General features: G+C 36.7%; 9 protein-coding genes. 4 read left to right on the top strand and 5 right to left on the bottom strand.

Going from position 1 to position 14359, the window contains the following annotated elements:
- Positions 1–38: 38 nt before the first annotated feature.
- Together ACP3T3_RS03150 and ccsA are read right to left on the bottom strand one after the other, a co-directional pair.
- Positions 39–905, bottom strand: a complete 867-nt coding sequence (locus ACP3T3_RS03150; protein WP_426478479.1) for an SPFH domain-containing protein — start codon at positions 903–905, stop codon at positions 39–41.
- 359 nt (positions 906–1264) lie between these two features.
- A complete protein-coding gene (gene ccsA, locus ACP3T3_RS03145; protein ID WP_426478478.1) occupies positions 1265–4531 on the bottom strand; it encodes a cytochrome c biogenesis protein CcsA in 3267 nt (1088 codons plus the stop codon).
- A gap of 643 nt (positions 4532–5174) precedes the next feature.
- Here ccsA and ACP3T3_RS03140 point away from each other — a divergent pair.
- The 4 genes from ACP3T3_RS03140 to ACP3T3_RS03125 all read left to right on the top strand — a co-directional run bounded on the left by ACP3T3_RS03140 (position 5175) and on the right by ACP3T3_RS03125 (position 10843).
- The gene (locus ACP3T3_RS03140) at positions 5175–7739 is read left to right on the top strand and encodes a DNA translocase FtsK 4TM domain-containing protein (RefSeq protein WP_426478477.1); all 2565 of its coding nucleotides are present in this window, start codon (positions 5175–5177) and stop codon (positions 7737–7739) included.
- Positions 7740–7803: 64 nt separating this feature from the next.
- Entirely contained in the window at positions 7804–8451 is a 648-nt protein-coding gene (locus tag ACP3T3_RS03135; protein ID WP_426478476.1) for a LolA family protein, read from the top strand.
- 122 nt (positions 8452–8573) lie between these two features.
- The gene (locus ACP3T3_RS03130) at positions 8574–10031 is read left to right on the top strand and encodes an LptF/LptG family permease (protein WP_426478475.1); all 1458 of its coding nucleotides are present in this window, start codon (positions 8574–8576) and stop codon (positions 10029–10031) included.
- A 170-nt stretch (positions 10032–10201) separates the two neighbouring features.
- Entirely contained in the window at positions 10202–10843 is a 642-nt protein-coding gene (locus ACP3T3_RS03125; RefSeq protein ID WP_426478474.1) for a hypothetical protein, read from the top strand.
- Between the two features lie 38 nt (positions 10844–10881).
- On the opposite strand, the gene ACP3T3_RS03120 is transcribed toward ACP3T3_RS03125, so the two are convergent.
- The 3 genes from ACP3T3_RS03120 to ACP3T3_RS03110 form a co-directional block, all read right to left on the bottom strand.
- Positions 10882–11940, bottom strand: a complete 1059-nt coding sequence (locus tag ACP3T3_RS03120) for a 3-oxoacyl-ACP synthase III family protein (protein ID WP_426478473.1) — start codon at positions 11938–11940, stop codon at positions 10882–10884.
- A 294-nt stretch (positions 11941–12234) separates the two neighbouring features.
- Positions 12235–12789 (bottom strand): ribosome recycling factor, encoded by a 555-nt coding sequence (gene frr, locus ACP3T3_RS03115; protein WP_426478472.1) that lies wholly within the window; start codon positions 12787–12789, stop codon positions 12235–12237.
- Between the two features lie 382 nt (positions 12790–13171).
- Entirely contained in the window at positions 13172–13816 is a 645-nt protein-coding gene (locus ACP3T3_RS03110; RefSeq protein WP_426478471.1) for a hypothetical protein, read from the bottom strand.
- Between the last annotated feature and the right edge of the window lie 543 nt (positions 13817–14359).

The following is a 14359-nucleotide window of genomic DNA, read 5'->3' as shown; positions in this document are numbered from 1 at the left end:
ATCCGTCTGCACTAAAATCTAACGGTTAATTTTCACTTTTAATTATAAAGTGTTCCTGCATTTAATACAGGTGTTGCTGCTTTTTCACCGCAAAGAACTACCATTAAATTACTTACCATAGCGGCTTTTCTCTCATCATCCAATTCAACGATATTGTTTTCCGACAGTTTTTTCAATGCAAGGTCTACCATTCCTACGGCTCCTTCCACAATCTTGGTTCTTGCAGCAACGATAGCTGTCGCCTGCTGTCTCTGAAGCATTGCTCCTGCAATTTCCGATGCATAAGCCAGGTGTGAAATTCTTGCCTCCTGAATTACAATCCCCGCTTTTGAAAGACGGTCTGTAAGTTCCTGCTCCAAAATGGAATTGATTTTATCACCTCCTTCTCTTAATGTGATCGGAGCATGGTCATCTTCTAAATTATCATAAGGAAAGCTCATTGCCAAATGACGTACCGCTGCTTCACTCTGCATTTTCACAAAGTCAGAATAGCGCTCTACATCAAAAGCAGCTTTGTAGGTATCTCCTACTTTCCATACGATTACCACTGCAATTTCAATAGGGTTACCCATTTTATCATTCACTTTCAAAGTCTGACCTTGTAAATTTTCAGAACGTAATGATATTTTCTGTGATGAATACAGAGGATTGATAAAGAATAATCCGTTCTCTTTTACGCTTCCCACATATTTCCCGAAGAAGTTTAATACTCTCGAGTGATTAGGCTGAATAATCATTAAGCCTTTTAAAAAAAAGCACGAAAGAAGAAAGCAAAGCATTGCAATAACCACATAGGCTACACTTTGATCTACTCCACTGATAAAAAAGTAAACTGCTGCAACAAACAAGACAAGGCAGATAACCAGGGTAAGATAACCCGACATGGGTTTTAATGTTTTTTCCATGATTGAATTTTTATTTTGATATTATTTTGATATCATAAAGATAGTAATGAATTTTGAATTATGAGTGAAAAATTTTGTTTTTTTGAGCGAGGGGTCGAGATTCGGGTATTTTAGTTAAACGCGGGGTTCGCAAGGTTAATAATTACTATGCGCTTTATTTTTGTTCGCAAAGCCACTTCGTTTAGCTAGGACAACACTTTTTCTTGCTTAGTAAAAGTCTTTGCGAACGATATTTCATCACAATACATACTATTGCAAACTTAGCGGTTACAAGATATTTACCTTAAAGCTGGGCACAGCATGAACAAAAAAAATCCCGGAAAGTGAATTCCGGGATTTTAATTTATAGTTTCAGTATTTTATTTCTTTGTTAAAGCTTTAAACTTGATATAAGAAACAGCTGATAAAAGAATCATTGTTCCTATTCCGATATATACCCAGGCTGGTACCGGTACCGGATCGCCTGCTGCATAAGAGTGCAGTCCGCTTAAGTAGTAATTCACCCCAAAATAGGTCATTACCATTGAGCAGAACGCAAACATTGTTGCTACATGGAACGCCCATCTGCTTCTCAATCCAGGTACTAATCTCATGTGCAGTACAAAAGCATACACCATGATGGAAATGAAAGCCCATGTTTCTTTCGGGTCCCAGCTCCAGTATCTTCCCCATGATTCGTTTGCCCAGATTCCTCCTAAGAAGTTGCCCACCGTTAACGCAAACAATCCGATGGTTAATGACATTTCAGAAACAATTACCAATTCCTTTAATGTAGTATCGTGGTGAATTTTATAGGTCTCTTTATTTGAAATAATATAGAATACCAATGAGATTACAGCAATAATCATCGACAGTGCGAAGAATCCATAACTTGACGTAATAATAGCTACGTGAACAATGAGCCAGTACGATTTCAATACCGGAACCAGCGGCGTGATCTGTGGATCAAGTGCGGATCCTCCGTGTGCAAATCCCATCATGATAACCGCCACCATAAATCCTGCTGCCGGAATCAGTGCATTGGCATTTCTGTACAGGATTAAACCTGCTGTAATACCTACCCATGAGATAAAGATAATGGCCTCATATCCGTTACTCCAAGGAGCGTGACCTGAGATATACCATCTTGCAACAAGGCCAAGGAAGTGACACAGATATCCAATTAAGCCAACCGCAATGATTACCTTAATGATTTTGTTTAATACTTTATTTGATTTGAATAACTCAACAAATCCTAAGATCAGAAGAAGACTGCCGATAAGCGTGTAGAAGATCAACAATTTGAAGTTGATATCTACTTTATTCATGAATACTTCAAGATCTACTTTAGATTTAGCAGGAACTACTGCTTTACCCCATTTCTGCTGATAGTCTGAAAGCTTTGCCAATTCAGCATCTGCTTTGCTCCAGTCACCTGTTTTTTGTGCTGTAAGAGCTTCCGCAAAATAAGGCCCCATTACCTGCTGAGACTCCATGTCCGGTTCGAATTTCTGGTCTAACCATGAATGCCATGTGTGATTGGCATCATTTTTCACAGGAACAATTCTCATAAACTGACCACTGAAGAATTCATTGAAGATCTGCACTCTTTCATTTACAGCAATTACTTCTTTATCATAATTCGTCTGCTCAGCCGGTTTTTTACGGAATGCAGTATTGTAGTCGTGCTCTAAGATATAGGTAAGATTACCGTTTGCATCTGCAGGGAAAAGGTTCATCAAAGAAGTATACCCATCTTCATCTGCTTTTGTTTTATTCTTCAGCTCATCACCTCCTTTCGTTCCTACTTTAATCATCGGAACCATTGTCCAGCTTGGTGTGTCTGTATTGATGGAAAGGAACCATTGGTTGGCCGTAAGAGACTTTCCGTCCGTTCCTTTGAATTCGTCTTTTTTGTACAGCTTTCTTAAAACATCTAATGCCTCTGTATTGATAGGGACAATTCTTCCTTCAAAATTCTGAACTAAAAGATATCCGAATTTATCTGCATGTTCTTTGCTGATTTTGTTTCTTGCAATGATCTCATCCGGAGAAATAGATCTCATTTTCCCCATCGGAGTTGCCAATGAATTCTGCTTTGGAGCAGCGCCATCAAGTGGCTGTGCAGGAGCCTGAGCATGAGAATGATTGTCGCCTTCCACATGAATATGTTCTCTGCTTCCATCTGTTGTTCCGTGGGTTTCTATTTTCTGTGCATTTAAACCTAAGCTTAAGAACAATAAAAGTATACCTGCTGCTTTCTTTTTGTTAACGTCAGCCAACATTTTATTTAATTTCCAGAAGTGAGTACCTTTCCAGAAGAAGATCACAAACATTCCTAAGAATAGAAGCCCATATCCGATGTAAGAAATCAAAGTTCCCCAATAATCATGGTTCACAGAAAGAACGGTTCCCATTCTGTCCGGATCAAAACTCGACTGGAAGAAACGATATCCTTTATGGTTAAGAACGTGGTTCATATATATTTTATAGGGAGTTTCTTTACCTTCATCAATAATTTTCACATGGCTTTCGTAAGCACTTGGAGATGAACTTCCAGGATATGTTTCCATAATGAAGTCATCCAGTTTTAATGCGAAAGGCGTGTTGTATACTTTAGGTCCGAAACCTACCATGATATTTAAACCATCCATGGTAACCTGCTTGTAAGCATTTGGGTTCCCTTTTTCAACTGAAAGGTCTACAATTTGTTTTGTTTTTGGTCCCTGAAGTTCAATCTGAAGCATATCAGGAACATTAGCATCTTTCTTTCTGTCGCCTTCAATAGCCATCAGTCTCCCTTTTTTAAGACCTTCAGGAACTACCAGCTTCAGTTCGTTGATGGTATATAAACTTCTTAATGCCAGCGGCTGGAATTCATCTTTCACGGTACTTCCTGTAGCCTGCGTAGCCATGGTCATATAGCTTGCATCCACAGGAGTTTTGATAAATAATTTTCCACCTTCATTTTTGAATTCAACAGCTCCTTCAATCGCTCTGTTGAATGTCACCAAAGTTCCGTTGATAGATTTTGTTTCTCCCGGTTTGATGTAAATATTTTGTCTCCCGGTAGTTCCGGTAGAAACCAGATGAAGATACTCAGCACCATTTGGTTCAGCGATAAGGCTGTCTTTTTTTCTTTGAATGTATTCCTTTGCAAATACCTTCACTTCTTTTCCGTGGAAGTCATAAGTTGCTTTTAAATCTTTGTGCAATGGAGACATCAGATAAGGAACATCCTGATAATTCAGCACATCCCCTTTTTCTTCGATCTGAATTTTAAAGAAATTTTTATCGGTTACGATTTCGTTGGATGTTTCACCTTCTCTGATGTGCATTTGTCCTTCGAAACTGATATATCTGGTGATAGCACCACCAATAAAAATAAAAACAAAGGCAAGGTGGAACACAAGAACCGGCCATTTATCTTTTCTCCACAGTCTGTATCTTCCGATATTCCCTATGAAGTTAAGAATAAGCAGGACCATGATCATTTCGAACCATTTAGCCTCATAAATTAATGCTTTTGCTGTAGGAGTTCCGTAGTCGTTTTCTAAGAACGTTGCATAAGCCATCGCAAATGCGTACACCAGCAACAATACAGCCATTGTCCTGGTTGAGATAAGAATATCTTGGAGCTTCTTCATGATTTATTGTACTTGACATGCAAAAATAAGCATGATAAACCATAAAGAGCTTAAAAAAAGCTGTTTTTTGTCACTTTGATCCCCGTTTTGCTTATTTTGAAGCATTCTTAATAAGCCTGTAAAAATTAGGGAAAATTTAATTTTACAAATTATCAGAATATGGATTCATAATACCTATAGCGGCAATTGAGACCTTCTATTCCCAATCTCTTTAAAAAAATCAAAACATTGATAAACAGGCAATAAAATGTTTGGCAGTTATTTTTTCAACCTGTGCGGTAAGCCAGACGGTATGTTTTTATATACAACCTAAAGTTACAGAGACCTATGGCCTGACTTAAGCTTTTTTAAAACTTCATTGCAGTAATGTCCAAACCTTTAATATTGTTATTTTTTTTCACTTATATAGATTTAAATAAGAAATTTTGTTATCTTTTTAAATAAAATAAATGATGATCAGTTAAGATAATTTAACGGTATCAGATTTGGATAAGCAAAGAAAATAGCCTTATTTTATTGTGTGATAACAAAAAGTATTTTTAAAACAAATAACCCTTGTAAAAGCAGGATTACCAAAATGTTTTTTGGCTAAAAAAGATTTATTTAGTGTTGAATAAAACATTAAATTTGCGACATTGATATTATGGATAAAAAGACACAAAAAAAACCGACTGAATCGCCTGAGAAAGGCAGAATTTTATCTAAGCCACGTATTTTTTCGGGGCTTACTTTTATACTTTTATCGGCTGTTCTTGCATTCTCATTCATTTCTTATCTGATGAACTGGAAAGCAGATCAAAGCCAGGCAGGAACTATGCTGGACAAGAGCATAAAATCTTCAAATATCTTTGGCAAGGTAGGTGACTGGCTTGGAAATATTTTCATTTTTGAAAGTATTGGTATTGCGTCATTTATCATTGCATTTTTGCTGCTTGTAGTGGGTACCCTGATTCTTAAAAAGAAAATATTCAAACCCTGGAAAACGATCGGACATTCTTTATTTTTTATCTGCTGGCTTCCTATTTTTATGGGAGCACTTACTAAAGGACAGGGTGTTTTAGGAGGAGTGTATGGATATCAGATCATGGATTATCTTAATTCCATCATCGGAGCAGTAGGTTTGTGGACGGTATTGGTAGCAAGTATTCTTTTATATTTTATTCTGGAATTCAATCTTCGCCCAAGTTTAATCAAAGCAAAACTGGATAAGATCAATGAAAATACCATCGGAAAAGTAAAATCTATGATGCCGGACTCTAATGATGATTTCGAGGCAGACGAAGAGCTGAAGGACGAAGCAGAGGAAGTGGAGGAAGAAACCGCATCCAGAGTTACAGTAAGTGATATTAGCAATAGTTCATCCCAACATCCGATGAAAGATCCGGAACCTGTAAGTGTTCCGAAAGGATTTCCTGAAGTTCCTGTTTCTTCCGATATAGAAACTATTACCACTCCTAATCATACTTCCTTTGATACGGAGCCAAAAGATATTACCCAACCGGTAAGTTTGAACCTTTCTGCAAAGCCAATTGTTCCGGTTTCAAGTCCTGAGGAAGCATTTGACATCAGGCCATCTGCTCCGGCTGTAACAGCTGTACCCGCACAGGAAAATATCAAATTTAATGTTGAAGTAGCTCCTGTTATAGATATTCTGGACGATTCTGACAGAAAATCCCAGGACCTGGTGGAAAAGCATGGTTTATATGACCAAAAGCTTGACCTTCCTAATTTCCAGATGCCGCCTGTAGATCTGTTGAAAGATTATGGTAACGAAGAAATTTCTATCAACAAGGAAGAACTGGAAGAAAATAAAAATAAGATCGTTGGACTTCTGAAGAACTTCAATGTAGGAATTGCAGAGATCAAAGCTACAATTGGTCCTACTGTTACCTTATATGAGATTGTTCCGGAAGCAGGAATCAGAGTGGCAGCCATCAAAAAACTGCAGGATGATATCGCACTGAACCTTTCTGCTTTAGGAATCAGAATTATTGCTCCAATGCCGGGAAAAGGTACGATTGGTATTGAAGTTCCGAGAAAAAATCCTACCATGGTTTCTATGCGTTCAGTGATTGCTTCTCAGAAATTCCAGAATACAGATATGGATCTTCCGGTAGTTTTTGGGAAGACCATCTCTAACGAAATCTTCATGGCTGACCTTTCAAAAATGCCTCACTTGCTAATGGCCGGTGCAACAGGTCAGGGTAAATCTGTAGGGATCAATGCCATCCTTACTTCCCTGCTTTATAAAAAGCACCCAAGTGAACTGAAGTTTGTAATGGTGGATCCTAAAAAAGTGGAACTTTCATTGTATTCAAAAATTGAAAGACATTATCTGGCAAAACTTCCTGATGCGGAAGAAGCAATCATTACCGATACCAATAAGGTAATCAATACACTGAACTCTCTTTGTATTGAGATGGATACCCGGTATGATCTTCTTAAAAATGCGTTTTGTAAAAACCTGAAAGAATACAATAAGAAATTTACGGAAAGAAAATTAAATCCTGAAAACGGACACCGTTACTTACCTTATATCGTGCTGGTGGTGGACGAGTTTGCAGACTTGATCATGACAGCAGGAAAAGAAGTTGAATTACCGATTGCCAGGCTTGCCCAGCTTGCAAGAGCTGTAGGTATTCACCTTATCGTTGCCACACAAAGACCGTCAGTAAACGTAATTACCGGTATGATCAAAGCCAACTTCCCGGCCAGAGCTGCCTTCAGAGTAATTTCCAGCGTAGACTCGAGAACCATTCTTGATTCTCCGGGCGCTGATCAGCTGATCGGAAAAGGAGATATGCTTTATTTCAACGGAAATGAGATTTTAAGACTTCAGTGTGCTTTCGTAGATACTCCGGAAGTGGAAAGACTGGCAGAGTTTATCGGAGAACAGAAAGGATATGCTTCAGCTTTACTGCTTCCTGAATATGTTTCTGAGGACTCAACAAGTTCAGTAGGCACTTTTGATCCGAACGAAAAAGATGCCCTGTTTGAAGAAGCGGCAAGAATTATAGTTTCTACCCAGCAGGGTTCTACATCAATGCTTCAGAGACAACTGAAGCTAGGTTATAACAGAGCCGGAAGAATTATGGATCAACTGGAAGCAAGTGGTATCGTTGGAGGCTTTAACGGAGCTAAAGCAAGAGAAGTCCTGATCAGTGATCTTCATTCTTTGGAACAGTTTTTGGAAGATCTGCGTAGTTAAAGGAAAAATGAACAGTTTTAACCTTAAAAGTTAAAAAAAATCTAACGTTTATTAAATTAAGAAAATGAAAAATATTATTTCAAAAGTTATATTAGGAAGTTTTGTTGTAGGTGCAGTAGGTATGGCCAATGCTCAGAAGATTGATGCTAAAGCTAAAAAAATATTGGATGATATTACGGCCAACTACAATTCTAAAAAGAATTCTTACTTCAAATTTTCTTTTGGAAGCGGTCTTAACGGTCAGGTAACGAAAACAGAACCCGGTATTTATTATGTTGCCGGAGAGAAATACAAACTGAAGATTATGGATACAGAACAGATCTTCGACGGAAACAAAATTTACAATATCAATGCTGATGATATGGAGGTAACCATTGCTAAACCTAACGGAAGCAGCACCATGTTCTCCCCTATCAACTACCTTACGACGTATAGAAGCGATTATAACGTAACATACAACGGTAAAAAAATGGTCAATGGAGTCAATGCTGATTTTATTAAGCTGACCCCTGTAAAAGCAAACGGAATAAAGTTTGTGTATCTTTTTGTAGATTCAGCGAAAAAGCAAATGGTAAAGCTTGAACAGCACGGAAACAACAAAGATGTTGCTGTAATCGCTATTAAAGAATACAAAGAGAATCAGGAACTGGATCCTAATATGTTTGTTTTTGACAAGAATAAGTTTAAAAACTACATCGTTACAGAACTTTAGAAAGTTGAAAAAGCAAAGCTGCCCATTGGCAAATTTGCTTTTTTTATGATCAGCTTAAAAAAAAAATAACAAAATATAAAAGCCACAAGTAAACTTTGTGGCTTTTTGATTAATTTTGGCGCATGTTAAAAATACTAGACCGATATATCATAAAAACCTTCTTTGGACCGTTTTTCTTTATATTCAGCGTATTGTTTTTTATTTTTATTGTAAACATTATCTGGGTTCAGTTGGGGCAATTTATGGGAAAGGGATTAAGCTACTGGCAGATCCTCAAGCTTCTTTTTTATCTGGGGGTAAACGTTATCAGTATGGTTCTCCCGCTTACCATCCTTCTGGCGAGCATTATGTCATTCGGAGAATTTGGAGAACGTTATGAACTTGCAGCAATGAAGGCCGCAGGAATTCCTTTAACCCGGGTAATGACTCCCCTGCTGGGAATTTCAACAGCACTTGCTATCATGCTGTTCTTTTTCTCCAATAATATTATTCCGGATTTTCAGAAAAAAGCCAAAAACATGCTTTTCAATATTGCCCAGACAAAGCCGGCAATTAACTTTACTCCGGGACAGTTTATTGATCAGATTCCCGGTTATATGGTAAAGTTTGATAAGATATATGGGGAAAACGGAGAGAATATTGAAGGCGTTTTCGTACATAAAAAGGCCAATGCTTACGAAAATCAGCAATCAGTTGTAGCAGAAAAAGGAAAATTTGTTCCGGCTGCCAATAAGAATTTCCTGAAACTTGTGTTGTATAACGGATATGTATTTGAAGATGCATTCGCCGGCAAAGGTGACAATGTAAGACAGAAACAGCCTGATCAGGCCATAAAGTTTGATACGTTAGTTTCTCACTTCGACATCAGTGAAATCATCAATAAGGCTATTGAAAAAGAACAGATCACGGATGACTACCGTTTCCAGACGTATAACCAGCTTGACGGAACGATTACCAAAACAAAAAAAGACAATAAACAGTTCTTTGATAATGTCGGGAATGAGGTCCTTAATCAGACCAATTCCGTCATCACCTACATGGATAAAGGCAATAAACATAAAGCCGCGCCCAAAACACAGATAAAACTGGATACAGTAAAAAGTGACAAAAAACTGGAAATCATTTACAACTCCTACAGCAGGCTGGACAACCTGAAATCAACACTGGAATCTAAAAAGAATGAATACAGTTCAAATGTTAAATACTTCAGCAAAGTTGTGATTTACCAGCAGAGAATCATTGCTTATTCAGTAACCTGTATCATCTTTTTCCTGATCGGAGCGAGTTTAGGTTCCATCATCAGAAAAGGAGGAATGGGACTTCCTGTCATCATCGCTATTGTTATTTTCATTATCTTTTATGTAATGAATGTAGGAGTGGAAAACATGTCCTGGAGCGGTAAGATGAATCCTTATCTTGCGGCCTGGCTTCCTAACCTGATCCTTCTTCCTTTTGGAGTATGGATGACGTACAAAGCCCTTACAGATTCTCAATTGTTTGATGCTGAAAAATACAAGGCCCTCTTCAAACCGATCACAAAAAGGTTTACAAAAAGTAAAGAGCATCAGAGATACCAATAATCCTGATATGAAAATAATATTAAAGGCTTCGGGGAAATTCCGGAGCTTTTTTGTTTTACAGATGATATCAATAAAATGACAGGTACAACAATTAAGGGCCTTTCAATTGAAAACCTTTTCTGAGGCATTAATTTTTTTGTATTTTTATCAGACACTAAATAATCTATCTTATGAAAAAACTATTTCTGACAGCCAGTCTGCTTCTTATATTTTCATGTAAAAATGACAAAGATAAAACTGGCCATAAAGAATCCGTTTCTAAGGATAGTCTTGTGGTAAAAAAGGATTCAGTGCAGACCAGCAGAGAAGATCCTATTGATCAGATCAAAAAAGAATATGCCGCCCTACAGGCTCAATTGGCAGCTAAAAAGCTGAATTCTTCAAAATTGACTTATGACTGTAACGATGAACCTTCCGGAGAAGTTATTTTTTATTCCGATAAGGATGGAATTAAAGTTATAGAGCATTTTTACGCAGAACATAGTCATTTCTCGGCATCTGAAAAGTATTTTGTTAAAGATGGAAAACCATTTTTTATCTTCAGACAGGAAACTGTATGGAATTTTGCCGGCGGAACACCAGAAAAGCCGGTTACGAAGGATGATATCACTGAAACCCGAATCTATTTGAAAAATAACCAGCCTTTGAAATGCCTTGAAAAGAAATACACCATAAAATCCGATCAGAAAGAAAAAACAGTCCCTGATAATATTCCTGGTAAGGAAATTCAATGCAATGTAAATGATGTAATCAAAACCTATCAAACATTATTAAAGAATAAAGACCGGAAAGGACTAATACAGTGTCTGTAAAAAGCAAAGAGACTTCCTCAGAAGCCTCTTTTTTATTTTTAAAACTTGTAAACCAAAGCATTGATATTCATTCCAGCTCCTACTGAAGCAAATAATACCACGTCGTTTTTCCTGATTTTATGGTGCTCCAGCTCATCCTGCAAAATCATTGTCAATAAAGAAGGAATGGTAGCGACACTGCTGTTTCCTAATTTATGAATAACCATAGGCATAATATTTTCCGGAACCGGCTTTTGATATAACTGATAAAACCTGTTAACGATAGCTTCATCCATTTTTTCGTTCGCCTGATGAATAATTATTTTATTCAGCTGGTCAATGGAATATCCACTGCTGTCAAGACACTTTTTCATCGCATCAGGAACATTCACCAGGGCAAATTCATATATTTTCCTGCCATCCATTTTGATGTATCGTGTATCCGGACATCTTTCGTTGTTATAGGATTTTCCAAAATACAGGTAATCTTTCTCATTAAGCGTATGAGAAGCCGATAAATGAGACTTTATTCCGGAATCATCATCATTATTCACCTCCAGAACAGCAGCTCCTGCCCCATCAGCATAAATCATACTGTCTCTGTCGTGAATATCAACCACACGGGAAAGTGTTTCTGCTCCAATGACCAAACATCGTTTTGCAATGCCTGATTTAATAAATGCATGAGCCTGAATCACGCCCTCAATCCATCCGGGGCAACCAAACAGGACATCGTAGGCAACACAAAAATTATTTTTGATCCCTAATAAATGTTTTGTCCTTGCAGCAAGGCTTGGTACCGCATCAGACTGAACTGTTCCGAAACGGACATCCCCAAAGTTATGGGCAAATATTATATAATCTAATGTTTCAGGATCTATTCCTGCATTTTCTATTGCTGAACGGGCTGCAATAACTCCCAGATCCGAAGTAACCTGTGTATTATCAGCATATCTTCTTTCTTCAATACCTGTAATTTTTTTTAACTTATCTGTAATGGAAGCATTATCATCTTTTAATAATACACCTTCTTCATTAAGAAAAATATGTTTATCAAAAAATAAATTGGTTATTGTTTCCGACGGGATATAGTTTCCTACACCAATAATTTTAGTCATCGCTTTAGCATTTTGATTTCCAGATCATTATATAATAAATCGGAATGATCCTGTAAATATAACAATTAAAAGCTAAAAATCAATATTTCTTTTTATGCAAAGAATACTGATTATCACTGGTAAAATGCAACATTCTATCATTCAATAACTTTAATTTTCAAAAAAAATAAAAAAAAATGCTGTTAAAAAATTCTTCAAAAGCCCACTCAGCTTTTGGCTTCTATCACAGGTATTCTTACAGCACAAAAAAAGAGGCATCCGCCGGAAACCTCTTTATTATTTTCAAACCTGAAATTATACTTTCATAATTTCAGCTTCTTTTGTCTTAAGATGCTCATCGCAAAGCTTAACATATTTATCAGTATAAGTCTGGATTTCATCTTCCACTCCTTTTATTACATCTTCAGAAACTCCGTCTAACTTTTTAAGTTCTTTCAAACCGTCCTGTCTGGCGTTTCTTACCGTTACTTTAGTGTTCTCAGTTTCCACTTTAGCCTGTTTTGCAAGCTCTTTTCTTCTTTCTTCTGTTAAAGGCGGAACATTCAGGATAATGTTTTCACCGTTATTAGAAGGAGCAAAACCCAGATTTGAATTGATGATCGCTTTTTCAATCGCATTGATGGCAGTTCTGTCCCAAGGTTGAATAGAGATGGTCATTGCATCCGGAACAGAAACATTCGCAACCTGGTTGATAGGAGTCATTGCTCCGTAATATTCTACCATTACATCCTGAACCATTGACGTAGAAGCACGCCCTGCTCTAATTCTTTGAAATGCGTGATCCAGGTGCTTTACAGCTGCATCCATGTCTTGTTTTACAGATTCTAATATAAGATCTAATTCTTCCATTATTATATTAAAGTTTGATAAATTGCACATATTTTCATATCCACTGACAATCAAATAGTTAATCTTTATAAATCGCCTGTTTTCAAGCTGTTTTTTACTATTTTTCACTATTCAGTGCTGCAAAAATAATGATTGTTTTCGATATTTTGGTAACTGCACTCTGTATTTTACTAAAACTATGATATTTTTAAAATCGGACATTTCACAAAATTATTTAGTTTTGTTATACGGTGTTGAACTCAACGGAGAAAGAAAAGACGGCTATAAACCGTCTTTAAAATTCAAATAATCAATAATTAATACTTCAGGATTTAGTTTAAAGCAAATATAACAAAAGCCTTCTCAAGGAGAAGGCTATCATTACTACTAAAATAGAAGATATTTAATTACTAAATTTCAATCTTATTCTTATACCTTTTGCGGCAGGTATACAAAGATAGCTTTCAGTAAAAATGTGTACTGCTACTACATGCTTACCTTGAGATGTCCATTGGTCAATATAAGTCTTAAAATGATGATAAACAGTATTAGCCGCATCATTCGTCATTGGTGCATTATAAGGGAAAATATCTCCGTAGTATAACGCATTATCCTCGTCTTGCCCGTACGAATACTCGGCATTATTATCATAAGGGGTAGGATCGCTTAGGTAATCTCCATATGCATTATATCCATAGTAAATTGTTGGACCGCCTAGAAAGGGACCGTTTATAGACGGAAATAAAGCCTGCGCAACAAATTTATCAAGGTATATCTGGTTTCTTCCCCACATTGGAGTTCCTTCCTTGTACAGTACCTCGTAATTACTGATATACGGATAGTTTGGATTTACGTTGATAGGATTAATGAAGCTGGTCGAACCACACTTAAAAGTAGTAGGATCACCAGATGACCCTTTTTCGGAACCTCTTTTAAAAGCTTGAATTTTTGCTTCAGAAAGTGTAGATTTTTCATGTTTCTCTATTTCTTCATTTGTTGAACAAGAAAATAGCAATACACTGCTTGCTAGCAGAAGTAATTTTTTCATAGTTAATAGTTTAGTTAAGTCCCAAAGATATAAAAATTATTGAATCCATAAAATACCATGAGGTTTTTATTTATTTCCATCAAAGAAACAGGCATTATTTTTTCAGATCCACACTTGCTTTTTTCTCCATTTCAGAATTGATTTCCGCTTGCAACGTCCTTTATTCCGGCTTTCTCCATAGTTGCTTTTTGGATGAACAATGGTTGCTTGTTAACATTTTGTAGAACTTAGCGCCGTTGTTGATAATAAGGAGTAATAGCCGGCTTACCGTCGAGATCATATTTCGGAATAATGATTGTTTTCGAATCATAGCTATTTCCATAGATGGATTTTGTGTACTTGCCTTTGTTTGAAAAAGAAAGTAGTGTTTATCTTAAAAATTCAACTTATAACGAAGAGAATTCAGGTACAAATACCTATAAAATATTTCGGTTATTTCTGCTTATAGGCATATCCTTTTTTATGGCTTATTTTACGATATCATTTAGTGAAGTTTTTTTGATCCGCTACATAGCAGGTTCCAATACGAACTATATGTTATGA

The sequence above is a fragment of the Chryseobacterium sp. CBSDS_008 genome (assembly GCF_049959325.1).
Taxonomy (GTDB): Bacteria; Bacteroidota; Bacteroidia; order Flavobacteriales; family Weeksellaceae; genus Chryseobacterium.
Note: the sequence above shows the minus strand (reverse complement) of the source record. Positions and strands in the feature narration are given on the sequence as shown.